The 20,847-nt window shown below is 40.7% G+C and carries 17 protein-coding genes; 7 read left to right on the top strand and 10 right to left on the bottom strand.

Translation table 11 applies throughout. The annotated features are described in order from the left end of the window. Positions 1-172: 172 nt before the first annotated feature. Positions 173-919 (bottom strand): DeoR/GlpR family DNA-binding transcription regulator, encoded by a 747-nt coding sequence (locus JKG64_RS08425; protein WP_210353851.1) that lies wholly within the window; start codon positions 917-919, stop codon positions 173-175. A 105-nt stretch (positions 920-1,024) separates the two neighbouring features. Here JKG64_RS08425 and JKG64_RS08420 point away from each other — a divergent pair, with 105 nt between their 5' ends. Continuing rightward, entirely contained in the window at positions 1,025-1,555 is a 531-nt protein-coding gene (locus JKG64_RS08420) for a 5' nucleotidase, NT5C type (protein WP_210353850.1), read from the top strand. A gap of 113 nt (positions 1,556-1,668) precedes the next feature. Beyond that, complete coding sequence (locus JKG64_RS08415) at positions 1,669-2,619, top strand: helix-turn-helix domain-containing protein (RefSeq protein ID WP_210353849.1); 951 nt, start codon at positions 1,669-1,671, stop codon at positions 2,617-2,619. Positions 2,620-2,653: 34 nt separating this feature from the next. Here JKG64_RS08415 and JKG64_RS08410 read toward each other — a convergent pair whose 3' ends face one another. From JKG64_RS08410 to JKG64_RS08395, 4 genes are read right to left on the bottom strand one after another with little or no spacing between them, the layout of a single operon-like run. Further along, positions 2,654-3,661, bottom strand: coding sequence for an NAD(P)/FAD-dependent oxidoreductase (locus tag JKG64_RS08410; protein WP_210353848.1), 1,008 nt, complete (start codon positions 3,659-3,661; stop codon positions 2,654-2,656). 10 nt (positions 3,662-3,671) lie between these two features. Next, positions 3,672-4,700: a thioredoxin-disulfide reductase gene (gene trxB / locus JKG64_RS08405; protein ID WP_210353847.1), complete on the bottom strand. Its 1,029-nt coding sequence runs from the start codon at positions 4,698-4,700 to the stop codon at positions 3,672-3,674. A 2-nt stretch (positions 4,701-4,702) separates the two neighbouring features. Next, a complete protein-coding gene (locus tag JKG64_RS08400; RefSeq protein WP_210353846.1) occupies positions 4,703-4,996 on the bottom strand; it encodes a thioredoxin family protein in 294 nt (97 codons plus the stop codon). A gap of 37 nt (positions 4,997-5,033) precedes the next feature. After that, complete coding sequence (locus JKG64_RS08395; protein WP_210353845.1) at positions 5,034-5,315, bottom strand: thioredoxin family protein; 282 nt, start codon at positions 5,313-5,315, stop codon at positions 5,034-5,036. A gap of 202 nt (positions 5,316-5,517) precedes the next feature. Between JKG64_RS08395 and JKG64_RS08390 the strand changes: the two genes are divergently transcribed. Further along, a complete protein-coding gene (locus tag JKG64_RS08390; RefSeq protein WP_210353844.1) occupies positions 5,518-6,006 on the top strand; it encodes a DUF2938 domain-containing protein in 489 nt (162 codons plus the stop codon). A 245-nt stretch (positions 6,007-6,251) separates the two neighbouring features. Further along, positions 6,252-8,444 (top strand): WG repeat-containing protein, encoded by a 2,193-nt coding sequence (locus tag JKG64_RS08385; RefSeq protein ID WP_210353843.1) that lies wholly within the window; start codon positions 6,252-6,254, stop codon positions 8,442-8,444. A gap of 37 nt (positions 8,445-8,481) precedes the next feature. Here JKG64_RS08385 and JKG64_RS08380 read toward each other — a convergent pair whose 3' ends face one another. The 5 genes from JKG64_RS08380 to JKG64_RS08360 form a co-directional block, all read right to left on the bottom strand. Continuing rightward, a complete protein-coding gene (locus JKG64_RS08380; RefSeq protein ID WP_210353842.1) occupies positions 8,482-9,882 on the bottom strand; it encodes an efflux transporter outer membrane subunit in 1,401 nt (466 codons plus the stop codon). 14 nt (positions 9,883-9,896) lie between these two features. Continuing rightward, the gene (locus JKG64_RS08375; RefSeq protein ID WP_210353841.1) at positions 9,897-13,043 is read right to left on the bottom strand and encodes an efflux RND transporter permease subunit; all 3,147 of its coding nucleotides are present in this window, start codon (positions 13,041-13,043) and stop codon (positions 9,897-9,899) included. Between the two features lie 20 nt (positions 13,044-13,063). Beyond that, on the bottom strand, positions 13,064-14,197 hold the full coding sequence (locus JKG64_RS08370; RefSeq protein ID WP_210353840.1) for an efflux RND transporter periplasmic adaptor subunit: 1,134 nt from the start codon (positions 14,195-14,197) through the stop codon (positions 13,064-13,066). Between the two features lie 139 nt (positions 14,198-14,336). Beyond that, entirely contained in the window at positions 14,337-15,086 is a 750-nt protein-coding gene (locus tag JKG64_RS08365) for a LytR/AlgR family response regulator transcription factor (RefSeq protein WP_210353839.1), read from the bottom strand. A gap of 5 nt (positions 15,087-15,091) precedes the next feature. Beyond that, complete coding sequence (locus tag JKG64_RS08360) at positions 15,092-16,204, bottom strand: sensor histidine kinase (RefSeq protein WP_210353838.1); 1,113 nt, start codon at positions 16,202-16,204, stop codon at positions 15,092-15,094. A gap of 244 nt (positions 16,205-16,448) precedes the next feature. Between JKG64_RS08360 and JKG64_RS08355 the strand changes: the two genes are divergently transcribed. Genes JKG64_RS08355 through JKG64_RS08345 form a run of 3 tightly spaced genes read left to right on the top strand, consistent with a single transcriptional unit; the run spans position 16,449 to position 20,846 of the window. Then, complete coding sequence (locus JKG64_RS08355) at positions 16,449-17,618, top strand: Pycsar system effector family protein (protein ID WP_210353837.1); 1,170 nt, start codon at positions 16,449-16,451, stop codon at positions 17,616-17,618. Positions 17,619-17,622: 4 nt separating this feature from the next. Beyond that, a complete protein-coding gene (locus tag JKG64_RS08350) occupies positions 17,623-18,534 on the top strand; it encodes an SdiA-regulated domain-containing protein (protein ID WP_210353836.1) in 912 nt (303 codons plus the stop codon). Next, a complete protein-coding gene (locus tag JKG64_RS08345) occupies positions 18,534-20,846 on the top strand; it encodes a hypothetical protein (RefSeq protein WP_210353835.1) in 2,313 nt (770 codons plus the stop codon). The genes JKG64_RS08350 and JKG64_RS08345 overlap by 1 nt, the downstream gene beginning before the upstream one ends. The last annotated feature ends 1 nt before the right edge of the window (position 20,847 follow it).

Genomic DNA, 20,847 nt, shown 5'->3' with positions numbered 1-20,847 from the left:
GGGTTCTAAGAGGAGAATAGAAGGAGCTAAACTGTACCAAAAAGAGACGGGAAAACATGTTTTGAAAGAAATAAATAACCTTTTTCATAACCACAGATGTTGATATACAATTTGTTATACGTTAAAATAACAATTTTTTTGTGAATTGTATATTAAGCCCGTGTTAATTCATCTATAATATTTCTATGCCCAATTTGGTGAAGGGTTTACTAGGTGATGCGGATTTGTCTTTTTCAGTGATCAAGATATCCAGTTCTTTGGTTTCTCTTATGAAGTAAGTCGATTCACTATTTACCTTATCCCAGGTGCATAGTCCTACAGTCTTGACGCTATGTTGCATCATGGCTAGCTTTAGCTCGGCATCTTCTAGATCCTTGCAGGATAAGCTGCTGGTCGATATGCTACATATACCGAAAAAATAGATGTCAACCTTAAATTTGGAGATTCCTTTCAGTGTTTCATTGCCAAACGTGGCAAAGGACATTTTATTCAATCGTCCGCCCAGAAAGATAACCTCTGCTAGCGGGTGGTCTTCCAAGGCGTTTGCGACAGGAAAGCTGTTTGTAATAATCGTGACATTCAGATCTGCCGGCAAGATTTTAGCCAGTTCAAGGACAGACGTTCCTCCATCGAAAAATAAAACCTGTTTATTTTTAATGAGAGTCAACGCTTTTTTTGCAATCACTTTCTTCTGTTCAATATCGGTGTGCTCTCGCTCACGATAATGATGGGGGATTCGCGATACACTGACGGCTCCTCCACGTACAGCCTTTAGAAGACCCCGACTGTCCAATTCACGGATGTCACGGCGGATGGTATCTTCCGAAACAGCTAACTTCTTGCAAAGTAACTGAAAGGACGACGAACCATTGGTGCTCGTTTCTTCCAAAATGATGTTGTGGCGGTCTTCTTTTAGCATAAAGGCAAAGATAATAAAAAAGCTTAAATTCTATATTTTGCGATATTTTGCAAAATATTGCTTTTTATTGCAATTGTTTGCTACATTTGATTAAAATTAAATAATATGCAAAGAAGAAAATCAATAGCATTAGATATGGACGGAGTTTTGGCCAATAATCTGGTACACTACCTCCATTACTATTTCGAAGAGACAGGGATACAGATTAAAGAAGATGAGGTCTTAGGTCTGCCAGAAGGAGGGTGTTTGCCAGATAAGGGGGCTGTAAGAAGATACCTGGAGTCGCCTGATTTTTTTAGAACACTACCTGTATCGCCCAATGCGCAGGAAGTAGTCAAAGACTTACAGCAGCAATATGATATCTTCGTGGTTTCTGCAGCGATGGAGTTCCCGTGGAGCCTTCGTGAGAAAAGAGATTGGCTGGCCGAGTATTTTCCGTTTATCCCTTGGCAAAATATTGTTTTCTGTGGCGATAAACATATCATCAAGACAGATTATCTTTTGGATGATCACGTCAAAAATCTAATTACATTCTCTGGTACTCCCTTGTTGTTTAATACCTTTCATAATGTTGATGAGGACCGATTCGAACGACTACAGGATTGGCGTGATGTGCATCGTTATTTTTTAGGATAGTTTTCCTACTTATCTGAAAAATAGCACATAATGCCCAATAATATGCTGGTTACTGCGTATATTTAATAACCTATTTTTGTACACTTAGATAATAACTAAAAGGGTTGTTAGGTATGAAAGAAAATGAGATTAAAGAACTACGTGACGAGCAGGACTTCAAAGATTTCTATCTAAAGGAATCTCCATCCACCTTTTGTGAGGAGTGTAATGCTATTTCCTATAATTATGGAAGTGGATTTTTGGAAATAGCAAAGCTTGAAGAATTAAAGAAGCAACACAAGGAGATCGGGGGAAAGAAGAACCGACGCAAGTTTTATAGTATCGTGCTACTCATTGAGGGCGAGATAGAAGAGACTATTGGCCATCAAAAGCACCTTTTTCAAGCAGGATCTATGTTTTTTATCGCCGAAAATCAATTGCATGCTACCGAACGATGGAGCGATGATGTGCGAGGTATATACTGTATGTTTGATGCTGATTATTTTTTGCTCTGTATCAAACATCAGATTAAACTAAATCAATTTCCATTTTTTCAACTGGACAAAGAACCTTATATCGAGCTTTCTGAGCGTGAAGTTGGGATGATGGAACATCTTTTTTGGAAGTTGAATAGCGAAAAATGCCAAAAGACTTCTTTTAATGATGATCTGTTGACCCGTATGTTTTTGAATGTGATCCTGTTGGAGGCCGAACGTATCTATAACCGGAAAAACAGTAAAGAAAAATTTTCATTATCCCGCAAAGATCAACTCGCAGCCCAGTTTCAGCTTCTAGTGAATGAACATTTCATAGAAAAGAGACTGGTCAGTGATTATGCCGAACTGTTACACGTCCATCCTAATTATCTAAATGATGTAGTTAAAGAAGCTACGGGCTTCCCAGCAAGTCATTTTATACAGAATCAAATGATACAGGAGGCCAAGTCACGTCTTTTGCAGACCAGTAATACCGTTTCAATGATCGCATTGGCATTGAATTTTACCGAGTATTCCTATTTTGGACGCTTTTTTAAAAAACATACCGGAATGACACCTTTGGCCTTTCGAAAAAAACACAAACATTAACACAAGAGCCTCTATTATAATAGAGGCTCTTGTGTTAAAAAGATTCTATTGCCAAATCCATATTTATAGCCGCTCCTGCTGTAGAGCCCGTAGCTACAGCTATAGGTATAGAGCGGAACGCAGAATTATCTCCACAAGCATATATACCACGTACAGTGGTCTGTTGGTTGCTGTTTGTCTTGATTAATCCCTGTTCGGTCAGTTCACATCCCAGTTGGCTAGGGATACTGCAGTGTTGTTCGGATTGCGGTCTGGTAAAGAGCACATCGCGTGCTATTTTTTGACCGTTATCGAGCTCGATGATGTTTAACCAACCGTCTTCATGTTGTATTTTTCTTATGGGATTCGTTATGATTTCAATATTGTTTCGTGTTAACGCTGCTTGTTGAGCCGTATCGAATTTATCTTTTCGCGGGCTGAAAATCTGAATTTCAGTACTATAGTTTTTGACCAGTAGAGCATAATGGAATGCCGTATTGGCATCACCTAGAATTCCAATTTTCTTGCCCTTAAACTCGTATCCATGACAATAGGGACAGTGTAATACTGATTTACCCCAGCAGGCAGAGAAACCTGGCAATTCGGGCATGATATCTCGGATACCGGTAGCAAATAAGACTCTTTTTCCCAGTATTTTTTTGTTATTGGCAGTCTCTATTGTAAATACGTTATTTTGAAATTTACTGACTGTCACACGGTCATCTAGCCAAGACACTGTGGGATACTTCATAACATCCTGTTTGGCCGTATGGGAGATATCGCTGGGACTTCTTCCATCTTGTGTTAGAAAGTTGTGCGAATGAGGTGCTACTTTATTACAGGGATTTCCGCTGTCAATAATCAGAACCTTACGTTGCGAGCGTCCTAAGGTTAGCGCCGCTGCTAAGCCGGAATAACTCCCTCCAACAATAATGACGTCAAATAGGGGAAGTTCTATCTTATGCTGAGCCATGTCAAAGCTTGATAGCGAGCTGCTCAGGGCTAACCCTGATAAGGTGTATGCTGTTTTATGTAAGAAACTCCGTCGATTTATACGATCCATAATTTATAGATTAAAGGGTAATATTATCGAGGCAATTAATGCCATTTCGGGATACTATTGTTGAAATTGTTGATTCCTCTTCAATACAGAATATACCGTTTTTTTCTATTCTGGAGGCCAGATAGCGTTCTACATCCAAAGCAGCCATACAACCCGAACCAGCTGCGGTTATCGCTTGACGATATTCACTATCCTGTACATCGCCGCAGGCAAATACACCTGGGAACCCAGTTTTTGTTGAGCCTTTGATGGTTGTTATATAGCCTCTTTCATCGAGGTTGAGTTTTCCTTTGAAAAGTTCGGCATTAGGCGTGTGTCCTATAGCAACAAATACGCCTTCTACATTCAATATCTGCTCTGTGGCGTTATTGTCCGATTTTTTGATGATAACAGACTTGATTTTCTTTCCATCCCCAATTATATCCTGTAGTTCGGTATTGAAGTGAACGGTGATATGTGGAAATTGTTTTAACCTATTCTGCAAAATCTGCGATGCACGGAAAGTATCTTTACGTACCAAAAGATGAATTTCCTTCGCGAATTTAGCGAGGAAAAAGGCCTCTTCCAATGCTGTATCACCACCACCTACTACCACAACAGATTTATCTCGGTAGAAGAATCCATCGCAGGTAGCACATCCTGATACACCGATACCAAAGTACCGAGACTCATTCTCTAGTCCCAGCCATTTGGCCGATGCTCCAGTAGCAATGATAATAGAATCGGCCAGGGTTATCTCTCCACTATGTCTTATTAATCGGAAAGGGCGGTCCGAAAAATCAATTTCAACGATATCGTCTTGTATGATTTCGGTATCAAATCGAAGAGCCTGCTGTCTGAGATCTTCCATGAGCTGTGGTCCAAATACACCAGTTGGATATCCTGGGAAATTGTCTACCTCCGTTGTCTGCATCAGTTGTCCGCCCACCTGTAATCCTGTAAATAGTACCGGCGATAGAGCTGCTCGGGACGCGTATATAGCAGCCGTATAGCCTGCCGGTCCTGAACCGATGATAGCACATTGTGTTGTATTTCCCATAGTTATAGAATATTTTCGATATGGTTCAGGATTTCTTTTTCAGAAGCTAAGCCCGTATGTCTCCAGCTTATTTTTCCCTCTTTGTCCAGTAAAATCATAGTCGGTACACCACGTATACTGAATTCCTCCGCGATATTACTTTGAGTATCGACATCTATGCGCATAAAATTTACATCTTCAGACTTATGGACCTTGATTTTATCAACGATAGGGTTTAGCATGCGGCAGGGACCACACCATATTGCTGTAAATTGCATAAATATAGGCTTGTCGCTTTTTTGATCTAAGAAACTCATGTTGTATTTTGATTAAATGTGTAAAAATGGAATATGTCTAGCGCAAGGATAATAGTATCTCTTCGAGTTCACTGGCACGCATTGGACCTGTATATCGCCAAACCTCTTCATTGTTTTTTAAAACGACCACTGTAGGGATTGATCGTATGTTATATTTCTGAGACAGGAAGGCCTCTTCGTCCACGTTGTATTGTAATATCTCAAGGAAATCATATTCTTTTTCCTTTATTGATGCTACGATAGGCATCATCATTTGGCAGGGCTGACACCAGTCTGCGTAAAATTGCAGCAGTTTCAGGTTGTGGGTTTCTTTTTGCATTTTGTTATTCTTTAGTACTACAAAGTTAGAGTGAGTATGATTTGTATAATTATACATTTGCTAGCAAAAACGGTACATATCACAGGTGTATCAATCAAGAATATTTAATGCTTTGATTTGTCCTGTTTTTGCTCTGTTTTGTGTTCCTGTACAAAGTCTCATATCGCTTACATTTGCTGTATTAGATTATAATTAAGGAGATATGATAACACTATTTTACGCACTTGTATTAGGTATCGGCGCCACCATCGTGATGGATGTCTTTGCTGTAGTTCTAAAAAAAGTATGGCAGATCCCATCGTTGGATTATGCATTGTTGGGGCGGTGGATTGGACATATTACAAGAGGTACATTCTACCATGAATCTATTTTAAAAGCAATACCTTTCTGGAAAGAAAGACAGATCGGCTGGTTGGCCCATTATTCGATAGGAATAGCGTTTGCTTACCTGTTATTGGTGATATGGGGAATCGATTGGCTCTCTGCGCCTACATTTTGGCCAGCGATGTTGATTGGTTTAGGTACTACATTCGCCCCTTGGTTCATTATGCAACCAGCGTTTGGCTTTGGAGTAGCTGCCTCAAAGACACCAAATCCAAGCTTAGCCCGTGTTCGGAGCTTGCAGGCACATTTTATGTATGGATTGGGATTATATGTAACAGGTTGGGTAATGGCTTTCTTACTTCATTGATGCTTATCTGGTCTTTTGATGGGAGGTTGGAGGGCTAGAACTATACTCAGGTAGGGCTGTTATAAACTATAGATTAACTGTATTCAGGGATTTTATAGTGACAAATAATAGCGATATTTGAGTATATTTTGTTGTATATGAAGTACCTGATCTGCCTTTTTTTATTATTTCAGTTTAGCTTGAGTTACACTCAGGAATATCAAGTTGTAGAATCTATAGAGTTCGGGGACTACCTTTCTCCCCTAATGAAAATTAAGAAATCAGGTAAAACTTATTATTACCATCCATCCAGTGATTTTTGGATCGATGACGTCGAAGAGCATGCTTCAGATTTGTTTGTTGTTGTTAAGGACGGTAAATATGGTATGTTGAGAGAGGATGGAAAAGTACTGTTGCCCTGTGTATACGATCATATCAAGCTCGAGACACGTTATGAAGGACAATGGGAGGAAGGGATAGCTTATGACTATAAATTTGCGGTTTTGAAGCGTAAAGGTAGCGTTGGGGTAGCAGACGAACAAGGAAATATTATTGTTCCCTTTGATTACGAAGACGCTAAAGTCATCAATAAGGCAGTGATAGCAGTATCTCGAAAAGGAGTATGGGGCTGGGTTTCCGCGCAAACAGGACAATTATTACAAGAACCACAATTCGAGTATGTAACAAATTTCTATAATGATGATTTCGTAGAGATTAGGAACGGCGAACAGGCCGGATTGGCAAAAGCGACAGGTGATGTCATTATTCCTATAAAGTACGATGATTATATGCGTATACTTTACGATGGGGAGGAGGTCCGCTTTGAAGCGAATATCTCAACTTGTTCCTATGTCTTTGATACTGCCGGGAATGTGCTGATCTCCGGACATGAGCTCTATCGGGCTATCCAAGGATCTAGTCTATTGGTGTTTAAAGAAAAGGATTATTTAGGCATTATAGACCCTGTGTCCAAGCAGGTGATTGTACCAGCTTCGTTGGAGTATATTGGCGGATTTAATCGTAATCTAGCGAGAGCAAAAAAGAAGGGGCAATATGGTGTGATTGGCGCACAAGGAGAGATAGTGCTTGATTTTAAATACGATGAAGTCAGCTTCTTAAAGGCTGATGGCAGATATACCGATGAATCTGTCCCAACGATTTCTTTGGGCGGACGAGAGAGTGCTTACGATCGTGATCCCAAATGGAAAGCCCGTATGGACTACGAAAGTGAAGTTCATAAAATGCCTTATTTAATAGCAGCAATGAATGACGGACAGAAGGGGATTTATAACTGGGAAGGGGAATCCATTCTTCCTATGGGCAAGTATAGCGGTATAGACGCACATTACTATAATGGAAAGACGGTCTATCGAGTAGAAAATCAAGGTAAAATAGGAGTAGCTGATGAGCTTGGTGAGGAAATTCTTCCTCTGGATTATGTTGTTGAAAACTCCTATCAGTTTTCAAATAGGGGCGTAGAATACCAACCTCAGGTGCTTAAACGGTATTTGGCTTTCTCTAAAGGGAAACGGGAAGGAAGTTACCTCGAGCAAATAGGGCTCTTCGATCTGGAGACGAAGAAGCTAATTATACCAATGGCTGAGCAGTATATCGATATACTAAATGAAGAGTGGATGCTGGTGCGTAAGCGTTTGGAAAACTATGATAATGCTTTTTACAGTTATAATATAAAGCAAAATCGGATGGACACCTTATTACAGCAAATAGCGGAATGTCATTTATTAGATAATCGCTATTGGCTGCTCGAGATGCAGAATAAGGAGTATAAGCTGGTCGATTTACAAGGTAGACTGATCTATAAAAATCCAACATGGAGGACTGATGCAGGGTATAACTTACTTCGTTTTCCGACCTACAATGATAAAAATCATGGCGGATTTTACAGCGGATTGAAGAAAATATACGGTGAAGAAGGAAATCTGTTTATCAATGACCGCGGGGAAGAAAAGCGATTCGAGGGCATAGAGCAGGTCGATGCATTCTATGAAGGAGTGGCATTGGCTGCTAAGCGTGATGTCGGGAGAGAAGGTGAAAGAAGGAAATATAAATATGGGATGATTGATGTAGCAGGTCGCGTGGTATTGCCTTTTGAGTATGATAATGTGTATGCCACAGGGAGCGAAGACGGTATTTTGCAAATACAGAAGGGAACGCACTATGGCTTGGCACGTCGTGACGGTCATATCTTACTGGAACCTATTTTTGATTATGTAGAGCTGAGTGCCAGCTATCCGAATATTATGCTTACGCAGGACGGGAAGTCAGGTATGGCCGATAAAAACGGAAATAGGGTTGTCCCTGCTATTTATGATGACATCCGTAGAAATTATCACGGTAAAGACAAAACATGGCCCATTATCGTGAAAAAGGATGGCTGGTATTATGTAATGGATAAAGATGGTAATAAAGCTCTGGTCAGAGCCAAAGAAAAAGAATAAACAATAAAAAGCGGTCCTAAAGACCGCTTTTTATTGTTTATTCTGCACCGCCTCCCAACGAACGGTACAGGTCAATTATACTATTTAGTTTTTCCTGTTCAAGATTATTGCGCTCCAGATCATTCTGCAGTTTAGCATTCTGCGCACTTATGACTTCGAGATAGGTTGCCATACCGCTTTTATACAACAGCAGGGCATCATTTGTAGCTTTATCCAAAGCTAAACCTCTTTCCAATGTCAAAGCTAACCTATCTGAACTTCCTTTATAGTTGGCCAGGCCGTCAGATACCTCAGCTACCGCTAGCAGGGTCGTCTTTTGAAATTGTATAGCAGCTTTCTCCTGCTCCAATACGGCTGTTTGATAGGCTGTTTGCAGTTCTTTCTTTTGGAATATAGGTTGCGTTAGATTTGCCGCAAGATTTTTTGTAATTGACCCCGGTAAATCGAACCAGTTTTTAAATAAGAAAGAGTTTAATCCAGCTTGAGCCGAAAGACTTAATGAAGGATACATTGCCGTTTTTGCAAGTCCGGTTTTGGCATTAAGTGCTATGACGTCATATTCTGCAGCCTTTAGGTCTGGACGTCGGCTCAACAGATGTGCCGGCACACCCGTATTGAATAGTCCCTGAGGGAGGAGGTTAACCAATTGCACTCCTCGTTGTACACGGTCGGGATACATACCACATAGAATCAATAATGCATTTTCTTGAACGTTAATTGATTGTATTGAAAGCGGTACAATCAGTTCTGCGGTTTTCTTCTGTGCTTCCGATTGTTCAATAGCGAGCGAGTTGACCTGACCTGACTGATATTGCAGATGTGTGATACGTAGTAGCTCCTCACTTAGTTTTACGTTTTCCTGTGCTATTTTCAATTGTTCGTCCAGCGCTATCAAGCGGTAGTAGGCCTGAGCTACCTGAGCAATGATACGGGTACGTAATGCAGCATAATTTTCCTTTTGTCCGAAATAAGAAGCTCTAGCCTGTTCCTTATACAGTTGGGATTTGCCCCAGATATCTGCCTCCCAAGAAACAGTTATTCCAGCGTTATAGTCGTCTATGTATTTGCTGTTTGTAAACTGACTGCTCATAGCTCCATTTAGACTATTGTTCGATGACCAACCTCTACTACCATTAGCATTAAAAGCAGCAGTAGGAAGCAAGGCCAGTTTAGCCTGCTTCATCAGTAAATCGAGTTGATCTATGCTTTTTAGAGCCATCTGCAAGTCATGATTGTTCTCGAGCGCCTTATTGATTAAGGTAATCAACAACGGGTCCTGGAAAAATGATTTCCAGGGTAGTTGTATGCTATCCGCCGTCAGTGTTAAGTCTGTGCGGTAGTTCTCGGGCAAATCGAGCTCAGGGCGTTTGTATTGCTGTGTTACCGAGCAGGAACTCACAAACAGAATGGTTGCGATTGCGCTATATAATATTTTCATGGTGTTCCTTTGTATTATGATTTAGTATTTATCTCATGCTGTGTTTTTTTTCCAGATGCCTTCTCTTGTAAAAATTGGAACAATGCATATAGAACGGGGATAATAAATACCCCAAGTATCACACCGCTCAGCATGCCCAGAGCCGCGCTGATACTGATCGAAATATTTCCAACTGCCATTCCTCCGGATGAAGCCATCAATGGAATCATACCTGCTATAAAGGCGAGAGACGTCATCACAATAGGACGTAGACGCGACTGTGCCCCGGCGATAGCCGATTCTATAATCGATAATCCTGTTTTTCTACGTTGTACTGCATATTCGACAATTAGAATCGCATTCTTGGCAAGTAGTCCGACCAGCATAATCAAACTTACCTGAACAAAGATGTTATTGTCTAGACCGATAGCCCGTATTCCAAGGAAAGCACCGATCACTCCAGTAGGAATCGATAAAATGACAGAAAGCGGAAGAAGGTAACTTTCATACTGTGCTGAAAGAATCAGATAAACAAAGAATATACATAAACTAAGTATGATAATCGTTTGATTACCTGCTGACTTTTCTTCGAGACTAAGCCCTGTCCATTCATAGCTATAGTCCGAAGGTAAGCGGTCAAGTATCGGCTCTATACGACTCATAAGCTCTCCATTACTGATCCCAGGTTGTGGAGATACATTAATCGTCAGTGCATTGTAGAGATTGTACCTATTGACTGCTTCCGGACCATAAACCTTGTTTAATGTTACCAATGTATTGACAGGTACCATTTCTCCCGTTTGACTTCTTACAAATACATTGTTGAAAGCTTGTTCATCCATACGGAATACGCCATCGGACTTTATGCTCACCCGGTAGAATTTTCCAAAGCGGGAAAAATCTGCCGATTGATCACCCGAAAAATAAGTCTGGATCGTATTTAACAGCCCTGCAACACTTACTTGCATTTGTTTTGCCTTGTCTTCATCGACTTCCAGTTCCAATTGTGGATAGTCTGTACGAAACATGGTATAGGCGTAAGCAACACCAGGTGTAGCCATCAATTCCCCAATTAATTCATCAGCTTTAGCTTTTAGAACCTGTGGACTACGCCCCACTCTGTCTTGTAGCGCAATCTCGGCGTCATTTGTAATACCATATCCCTCTACTGGAGGCATTCTAAAAGTAAGAATAGTACCTTCCTTTACCGCTGTTAATTGTTGAGAGATCGCTTCTGTGATGACATTGACATCCTTAACCGCGCCACGTTCCTTTTGAGGCTTGAGTTTGACGAATCCCATACCATATCCTGATCCAGCACTACCACTTAGTAGATTGAAACCGGTGATGGATGTGTTTTCTTGTATAGCTTCGTTGCTTTTCAACATTTCATTGATTTTCTCTGCCACTTCGGTTGTTTTACTTAACCCCGTTCCTGGAGGCATGTTAAGGACATACATCAGTAAACCATCATCTTCCATAGGTACAAAACTCTTTGGGGTACTCATCATGAGAAATCCCGCTAGTCCGATCGTCCCTATAATCATTCCACCCGCAAGCCATTTCTTTCGGAATAAAAGTTGGATACCCGATACATACTTTCCGGTTAGGTTCTCAAATCCAGCGTTGAATGCCGTTGTGAACCGTTTCACAAAACCTTTCTTCCTATTGTCATGTCCTTCTGCATGATCATTTTTCAAGAACAATGCACATAGGGCAGGAGTAAGCGTCAGGGCATTGACTGCCGATATAATAATAGCGATAGCTAGTGTATACGCAAATTGCTTATAGAAGAGACCTGCCGAACCAGACATAAAACCAATCGGTACAAATACCGCAGACATCACTAAGGTGATGGAGATTACAGCTCCGGTGATCTCACCCATAGCGCCATAAGTAGCCTCTCGAGGGCTGAGGTTGGTGCCTTCCATTTTGCCATGCACAGCCTCTACGACGACGATAGCGTCATCGACCACAATTCCGATAGCAAGTACAAGAGCGAATAGGGTCAGCACATTGATTGTAAAGCCAAATACCAATAGGAAAAAGAAAGTCCCTATAATCGCTACCGGAACAGCTATAGCAGGAATGATAGTCGACCGCAAGTCTTGTAAAAACAAGAATACAATGATAAATACCAGTATAAAGGCTTCTATTAAAGTCGCTTTTACCTGACTGGTAGCCTCATCAAGGCGTTCTTTCGAACTGATTACCTTAGAGTATTTAACGCCAGGAGGAAAAGATTTAGACAATTTTTCAACTTCTTTGTTGATACCTATCTCAATCTCATTGGCATTAGAACCTGTAGCCTGCATGATAGCTACGGATACCGCATTTTTGCCATTGGTAGTGTTGTCTCCACTATAGGATATCGACCCAAATTCAATCCGGGCTACATCGCGAAGACGTACTACATTCGACTCCTCATTTTTGACAATGATATCTTCATATTGCTCAGGAAGATTTTTCTTTCCTTTATAGCGAATGACATATTCCAACGCGGCATTTGATTCTACGCCTAGTTTTCCTGGTGCAGCTTCCAAGCTTTGGTCAGCAATTGCTGCCGATATATCCGAAGGCTGAAGCCCATGGGACGCCATTTTTTGTGGATCCAGCCAGATACGCATCGAATAGTCTTTCATACCGTATACCTCTGCCTTTCCAACGCCTTTTACCCTCTTTATCTGTGGCAGTAGGTTGATATTGGCATAGTTCTGTAAGAAAGTCTCATCATAGCGTGAGTTATCTTCCGTGTACAGGTTGAACAGCAAAACCATACTGTTTTGTTGTTTGGATGTGGTGAGTCCCATGCGGACAACTTCCTGAGGTAGGATCGGTGTAGCCTGTTGTACGCGGTTCTGCACGTTGACAGCCGCCTGGTCAGGATTTACCCCTTGTTTGAATACAATAGTGATCGAAAAGGAACCGTCATTGCTGGCTGTGGACCGCATGTATTCCATATCCTCTACACCATTGATCTGTTCCTCAAGCGGTGTGACGACCGAACGGATTACCGTTTCACTATTACCACCAGGGAATGAACCCCAAACGGATACGGTAGGAGGAGCAATATCTGGGAATCGGGTGATAGCCAGTCGGCTAAGGCCCAGTACACCCAGTATTACAATGATTATGGAGATTACCGTCGCGAGTACCGGACGGTCTATAAATTTCTTTAACATGATACTTGTATTAGCTTTGCTTACTGAATCGATAGTGTCGTGTCCTTAGCGGCTACTTTTAAGCCGTCTTGTAACATATCGATTCTGTTAATGGCTATTTTGTCGCCCTGCTGTACACCAGCCTTGACAAAATAGAGGTCTTTTGTTCCACCTTCAATTTCGATGGGAACCATGTTTACGGTACTGCTATCCGATAGCCTGAATACAAAAAACTTATCCTGAATGTCTTTAACGCTCAATTTCGGAAGCTGGATAATATTGTTGACTGTACGGTTGAGCATCACCTTGGCTGCTCCCCCTGAACGCAACAATTTGTGCGGATTGCTAAAGACAGCCTTCATCGTGATACTTCCAGTTGCTTTATCAATATTTCCACTGGCGCTTTCCAAGGTTCCTTGTTGGTCATAAGCCGACCCGTCCGCAAGAATTAATGTGACCTGTTTTCCGCTTTGGGATAGCAGGTTTGACTTTTGATAACTGAGGTAATCGGCTTCGCTCAATGAAAAATAAACCTGTACCGAACTGATATCCGAAAGTGTCGTTAGTGCAATAGGATCTGCAGGAGACACAAGGGCACCTTTACGATTAGGAATGCGCCCGATGTAGCCGCTTACTGGGGCTTTTACTACCGTAAAGTCTACGTTTATTTTTGAAGATCCGAGACTGGCTTTAGCTTGTTCGACCTGAGCAACGGCAGACTCATAAGTAGCTATCGCCGTTTTTAGCTGTATCTCTGTTACTACTTTGCCATCCACCAAAGGTCTTAGTTTCTCGATCTCTAAGCGGGCCGTTTCTTGAGCTGCTATTGCAGCTTTAACTGCCGCCTGTCCATTCTTGACCTGCTCTGTATATACCTCCGGACTGATACGGAATAGTGTCTGTCCTTTCTGCACAAAATCTCCTTCCCGCACCAGTACTTCCGAAAGATAGCCTGTGACCTGAGGTTTGATTTCTATATTCACAATACCTTCTATAGCACCGGGATATTCTTTATGTGTGTTTACATCTTCAACTTCAAGGCGGATAAAATCCGTTTCTACAGCAGGCTGTTCCGCTCCATGGTGTTCTGATGTAGATGGTCCACAAGAGGTCAGGAACAGGGCAATTGCCGATGTGTAGATTAAAGCGATTTTTACATGATTCATTGTCATCATAGATTCTACTTCTTTGTATTTTAAGGATGCAAATAAACGTAGACCTTTGATGTATTATATTTATAATCTTACTGAAACGTAGATATTAACGACTGAATTGACAGAATTACTGATGGATTAATTAGCCTAAAAGGTGTTTTTAATAGCCAAGCCAACTTTTTAGAAGAGGTGCTTTATCTCTGCTCACGATGATCTCGATCGAGGAATTGTTTTTTAGTATGACTTTTAGTTTGGAATTGAAATAATTGAACACTCGGGAAATAGAATCTATGTGTACAATAAACTGCCGATTTGCTCTGAAAAATAAACGAGGGTCTAATTGTTTCTCCAACTCATCTAGCGTCTGTGGAATAATGATCTCACTGCCATCGATAAGGTAAGCTTTGGTAATCCGCATTTCAGAAGAAAAATAATGAATGTCGGAGACGAGTATGGTTTTGAATTCATCTCGAAAAGGTATCAGAAAACGGTTCCTATATTTTTTGGGCTGGAAAGCTGTCAAAAGCTTTTCGAAAGATTGTCGATCGGAAATCTGCGTGATATAATCTAGTTTTTCAAATGCTGCAACCAATTCATCCCTGTCTACAGGTTTTAAGAGGTAGTCAACACTGTATTGTTTAAATGCTTTAATGGCATATTCGTCATAAGCAGTTACGAAGACAATTGGAACCTCTAGTTTGACCTGGTTAAAGATTTCAAAGCTTACGCCATCAGAGAGCTGTATATCCATCATAATGACATCCGGAAAAGGGTTGTTGGATAGCCAATCTACGCTTTCTGAAATACTTTCCAGAACATCTAGGATCACAGCCTGAGGGCGGATCTCCAGTATCAGTCTTTTTAGCCTTTCGGCATTTGGCTGTTCGTCTTCAATTATTAATACATTCATATAGGCTACTTTAATAGGGGAATGGTTACACTAAAAGTTTGTTCGCTTGTGTCTATAGATGGAACTAGGCTTCCTAGAAGGCGGTAGCGTCGGATGATATTAGAGATGCCAATCCCAGAGGATAGCGTTGTGCGCTCCAGAGGATGCCGGGTATTCTCGACCACGATACATTCCTTGTCATCTGATCCTATACGAATCAATAAAGGGTCTGTTCGGAGGGTCTTGTTATGTTTAAGCGCATTCTCAACCAACATTTGCAAGGTCATAGGGGGCAGGGAAAGACCATAATAAGCTTCGTCAATCGCAATTTCAAAACGTACGCCACTCCCGATGCGTTGTTCTAGTAGAAAAATGTAAGCATTTAAAAATTTGATTTCATCTTCCAGCTGTACAAGATCTTTTTTGGAATGTATAAGTAGGTATCGGTATAGCTTGGTGAAGTTTTCAGCATATTCATGCCCCAATTGTTGATTTGTCAGAATAAGCTCTGATAGTACGCTGAGGTTATTAAAAACAAAGTGAGGGTCTAGCTGTAGTTTTAGCGATTGTAGTTCGGCTTCTACAGCAAGCTGATTCAATTCTAAAGCATTTAAAGCTGCATTTTTCCAACTGGCTATGAGATAGTCGCCAGTATTAATGGCCATTATAGCAAAAGAGATAATTAGACTGACAACAAGCCATCGGATAGATTCTACTGTATCCTGTATGGTAGGTGGGGTTTCTTTCCCATTCCCATCTTCAAAAAAAGTGAGAAAGATAAAAGTCTGTATATAGAGTAGGATAAGTACTGTAGCTAGGGTAGTAGTAGATTCAAGCAATAATCGTTTTACGGGACTATCTTTCCAGGATATGAAGTTGTCTAGTTTTCTGCCAATTAATATACTTGCTTCTGAAACCGCAAAACAAAATAAAAAAGAGATAGTACAATCGGCTAGAATATAGCGCCATCCGTGTTGAAAATAGTTTTGCCAGAAATAAGATAAAGGATCCACAATATAGGACACGATATTGTATAAGAAGAATGCCGATGTAGCAATGAGAATCCGTTTGCCCATATCGGTAAAAAAAGCATCCTTCTGTGAAGCTGTGCGATTGATTACTTTAAATTTTTCCTTCAATGTCGTTGTTACCTTTTAATCTTTCATCTACAAAAGTGTATAAAAACCAGTATAAAATCACTTTAAAAGTAAGCAATAAAACGGGGCTTATCGATTGTTACGGGCCAAGACGAGAATAATCGCTACTGAAACGTATATACACCTGTTTGAAACAATTGTTCAAACTGCATAGTATTTTTTGTTCTTTGGACTTTTTGTGCTTATTTTATATCAGATATGTATAATATGCTTAACACAGATACTTATGGAATATGAACATATTATAGCGCAGATACCTTCTTTTATCAAGGAAAACATACGGCAGTCCACGGAAGGTATGACGTATTGTTTTCACGATGAGACTCATGTGCTAGATGTCGTGGCAGCGGTGCGCGAAATGGCCGATTATTATCTCTTGTCGTCTACAGACCGTTTTATTGTTATCTGTGCCGCTTATTTTCACGACGTTGGCTATGCGAATGGTGGTGCAGTGGGGCATGAAGAACGTAGTGCAGAGTTTGCTGAACAGTTTCTGATTAAATATGATGTGGAGGAGGACGTACGCCAGCAGGTCATGGCTTGTATATTGGCAACCAGAATGCCACAGAAACCAGAGGGGTTACTACAGCAGATTGTCTGTGACGCTGATCTCTTTCATTTGGGAGGGGTGAATTTTGCCGAACGTAATAAACTCATGCGTAAGGAGTCGGAATCGGTCACAGGACAAGCGATAGACAAGGAAATGTGGAGGGGGAAGACTATTCGGCTTATGGAAAACCATCACTACCACACACAGTATGCTCAGGAACGACGCGAAAGCATAAAAAAACACAATTTGAATACACTGTTGGAGAAAAATAATAAGGGAAGCGGCGATAAGCTCTCCCGTAAATTAGGTGGTAAGAAGTCTAGACCTGAACGTGGTATTGAAACAATGTTTCGGATTACCTCGTCCAATAATCAACGATTGAGTGATATGGCCGATAATAAAGCCAACATATTGTTGACCGTCAACTCTATTATTCTATCTGTGGTGGCTGCAGGACTCTTGCGAAAACTAGATAGTAACCAACATCTCATTATCCCTACTTTTATTTTGATGACTGCAGTTGTCATTACGATGGTGCTGGCGATTTTAGCAACTATACCGAAAATTCCTGCAGGTTACTTTAAGGACGAAGAGGTCCAGAACAAAACCGTAAATCTTCTGTTCTTTGGTAATTTCTTTAGAATGCCGTTTCATACCTATCAGGATGGGATGCTGCAAGCCATGGAAGATAGCGAATTCTTATACGGTATGATGACCAAGGATGTGTACTCCCAAGGGGTAGTTCTAGGGCGTAAGTATAGACTGCTCCGTTATGCGTATGGCGTGTTTATGTTTGGACTGGTTCTATCTGTAATAGCATTTTTTATAGCCATTATTACCTATTAACGATATGATTGAGCATTATTCTCTACCAAAACAAAGAAAGCTAAAAGTTTTTTTAGGTTTTCTTTTTGTGCTAATTGTGCATAGCTTACTCAGTTGCAATTTCAAAGCGGCTTCTCAACAGGATAGCCAATTGGAAGCAGATACGACTGGTTTTTCATATCCATTAGCCTCTGGAAAAACTTATGTTTTGCCGGATGTATTGGAGGAAATATCGGGTTTGACTTATCTTTCTACAACACCGCATACTGTTTTTGCGATACAAGATGAGGATGGAATTCTCTTTACTTATGACTTGGAAAGGGGAGAGGTTACAGCGCAGTTTCAATTTGCAGGTTCAGGAGACTATGAGGGTATTGCCAATGATGGAAAAGAGTTTTTCATATTGAAGAGTAACGGTTCTATTTATAGCTTTGCCATCGGTACGACGGATCGGTCCAAGGTCAAACATCATACAGGATTGTTGCCGTCAGGAGAATATGAATCTATGGCTTTTGATTCGAAAACTAACCGCTTATATGTATTGTGCAAAAGCTGTAAAATAGATAAAAAGACTGCTACCACAACCGGATACATACTCAGTCACTCTTCCGACGGAGAGCTTGCAGTAGAGAAAACATTTTCTATTAATACAGATGAAATCAGACAGTTGGACAAAAGGATGGCCAAGTCTTTTAAGCCATCGGCTATGGCCAAACATCCTATAAATGATGAATGGTATATTATATCTTCCATAGATAAAGCATTGATTGTGACGGATGAAACATTCCGGTTGAAACAAGTAGTGCGATTCGATAGGAAAATCTTCGAGCAGCCTGAGGGAATGGTGTTTGACGAGAATCTAAATCTCTATATATCTAGTGAAGCCGGGGATAAAGGCCATGCTGAAATTTGTAAAATACAACAGGTGAAAAAGTAATGATAGAGACAAGAAATGTCTATATAAATAAATTAATAGCTGTAACAAGTGCATATAGTGATTTATCTTTCGCTAAGCTATATGAACATTTGCGGACTATAGATGCTGGATCAATCGGACAAAGCATGTCCCAATTGGTACAACAGCGTATTGCAGAAATAGAACAAGAAAGAGGGGAGCTTTCCGTAGACAATGCGCAGGAGTTTTTAGAAGCTTTTGAGTTGATCTTTGGTTGGGCAAATAATTTAGCAACAGATACACCTCTAGCTTGGGGTATGTCTACGCCTATCCCTTCGGTTCTATTTGCTGGAACAGTTCCGATGTACGATCTGCTTGAACAAAGATTATCTCCGGTTATAGATCAGCGTGCGCATCTATTTTGTAAGGATTCAATTCATACTGATAAGATTATGTACGAGTTGGTACTTGACAGACTGTACGGTATCCCAATGACTGCAACTCCTTACATCTTTGAATATATAGGAGAGGAAGAAGTTACCAAATATTTGAAGTTAGAGGTTGATTTCAGTTTTGTCACGGTGCGCCCCAGGACTGTATTACCAACGTTAGATTTTTCATGTGTCAATAATCGGGAAATGCTTGATGAGGCTAATGTGCAGCCTCTTCTCCAAAGTATACACTTGGATAATTTTATATTCGAAGGCTTTTCTATGCTACGGTTTACGGATGCAACCGAGAGCTTTGTCCTGGATAGTATACAGGATATGATATTGAACTTTAATACCTACACACGTAGCGAATTTGTTCATAGTCTTCTGGATAAAATAAAGAGTGTACTTGGCAAGCAGGATGTCAACTGTTCACTTTTTCCTGTTTTGTACCTCAATGGCATGCCTATTCTAAAGGAAGGGGTGGCCAAAAGTTATTTGCTTTTTAACGAATATATCGGAGGAAATATCGATAATATTGAAGAATATGTACTTAAATATTTAGAATCTCCTTTTATTCTATCGTATAATATTCACCCCGATTTTGATACCAAGTTGGATTATTTTCGAGCGAAGATCGAGACGTTGGACGTGAGTAGTTACGTCTGTTTTCCCTTAAAACACCAAGAGGAACTTGTTGGTTTCTTGGAGTTATACACGAAGGAAGAGTCCACGTTGTCACCTTCTATTCTGACTCGTTTATCACCACTTTTTCCTGTATTGATCCAATTGGGATATGATTTACGGCTAAAGTTTAAAAATAGGCTCGATACCGTGATTTTGCAGAATTATACTGCGCTCCAGCCAGCAGTACAGTGGCGTTTCAATCAGGCCGCGGCAAAGTATCTGAGGGATTACGAAAGCACCAATGAGTCACAGCCATTAGAGCGGATCAGTTTTTCAAATGTATATCCGCTGTACGGTGGAGTGGACGTCAAAGATTCTACAGTGCTTCGAAACCTTGCCTTTAGGAAAGATAATAAGCTTCATCTGGACCGATTGAGAAGTCTTATGGAATACTTGCCTGAAGGTTTGTTTCCTGATTTGGCTGCTTTGAAAAGTTTTAAACGCAAAATGGATAAGGTAGAAACTTGGTTGGCAACAGATCGTAAGGTCGAGCGGATGCATGACATTACAGCCTTTTTCCAAGAGGAAGTTGCTACATTTATTCTGACATTATCTTGGTTGGATGATGAATTGGATAGACAGATTAAAATATATGCAGAGTCATTGGGTATAACTTATTACCAGGATGCTTTTGAAGAATCCTTAAAACAGGTAAATACTTTGATAGCGGGCAATATTAACAAGCTGAATGAGTTTGTTCAAGAGCGTTTTCCTTCCTATTTCGAAAAATTCAGAACCGATGGCATTGAATACGATTTTTATATCGGACAGTCGATAACACCGTCTATGGTGTTTAATCCAACTATTTTGAGAACATTCAGAAGGCAACAGTTGGTCTCTATGGCACAAATCAGCCAACAGGTTGATCGATTACAGGATTCATTGCCTATAGCGATGAATACGACCCAGTTGGTTTTTGTACACCCTACTGCAATAGATATTTCGTTTAGGAGAGACGAAAGACGGTTTGATGTCGAAGGCGGTTATAATATCCGCTATCAGATGATCAAAAAGAGGATCGATAAGGTCTTGATCCGTGGTACAGATGAACGACTTGTTCAGCCTGGAAAAATAGCGGTTGTCGTACAGGGAGAAGCGGAGGTTTCCATTTTGATCGAAGATCTACTCTCGGTAGCAGATATGGGATTGATTAAACCTCATATAGAAGAGTTAGAATTGGAGGAATTGCAAGGGGTTAGTGGGTTGCACGCATTACGTGTAGATGTCATTTTATAAA

The organism is Sphingobacterium tabacisoli, assembly GCF_017908035.1.
GTDB classification, from domain to species: Bacteria; Bacteroidota; Bacteroidia; order Sphingobacteriales; family Sphingobacteriaceae; genus Sphingobacterium; species Sphingobacterium tabacisoli.
The sequence above is the reverse complement of the archived record's forward strand: the minus strand, read 5'-3'. Positions and strand labels throughout refer to the sequence as shown.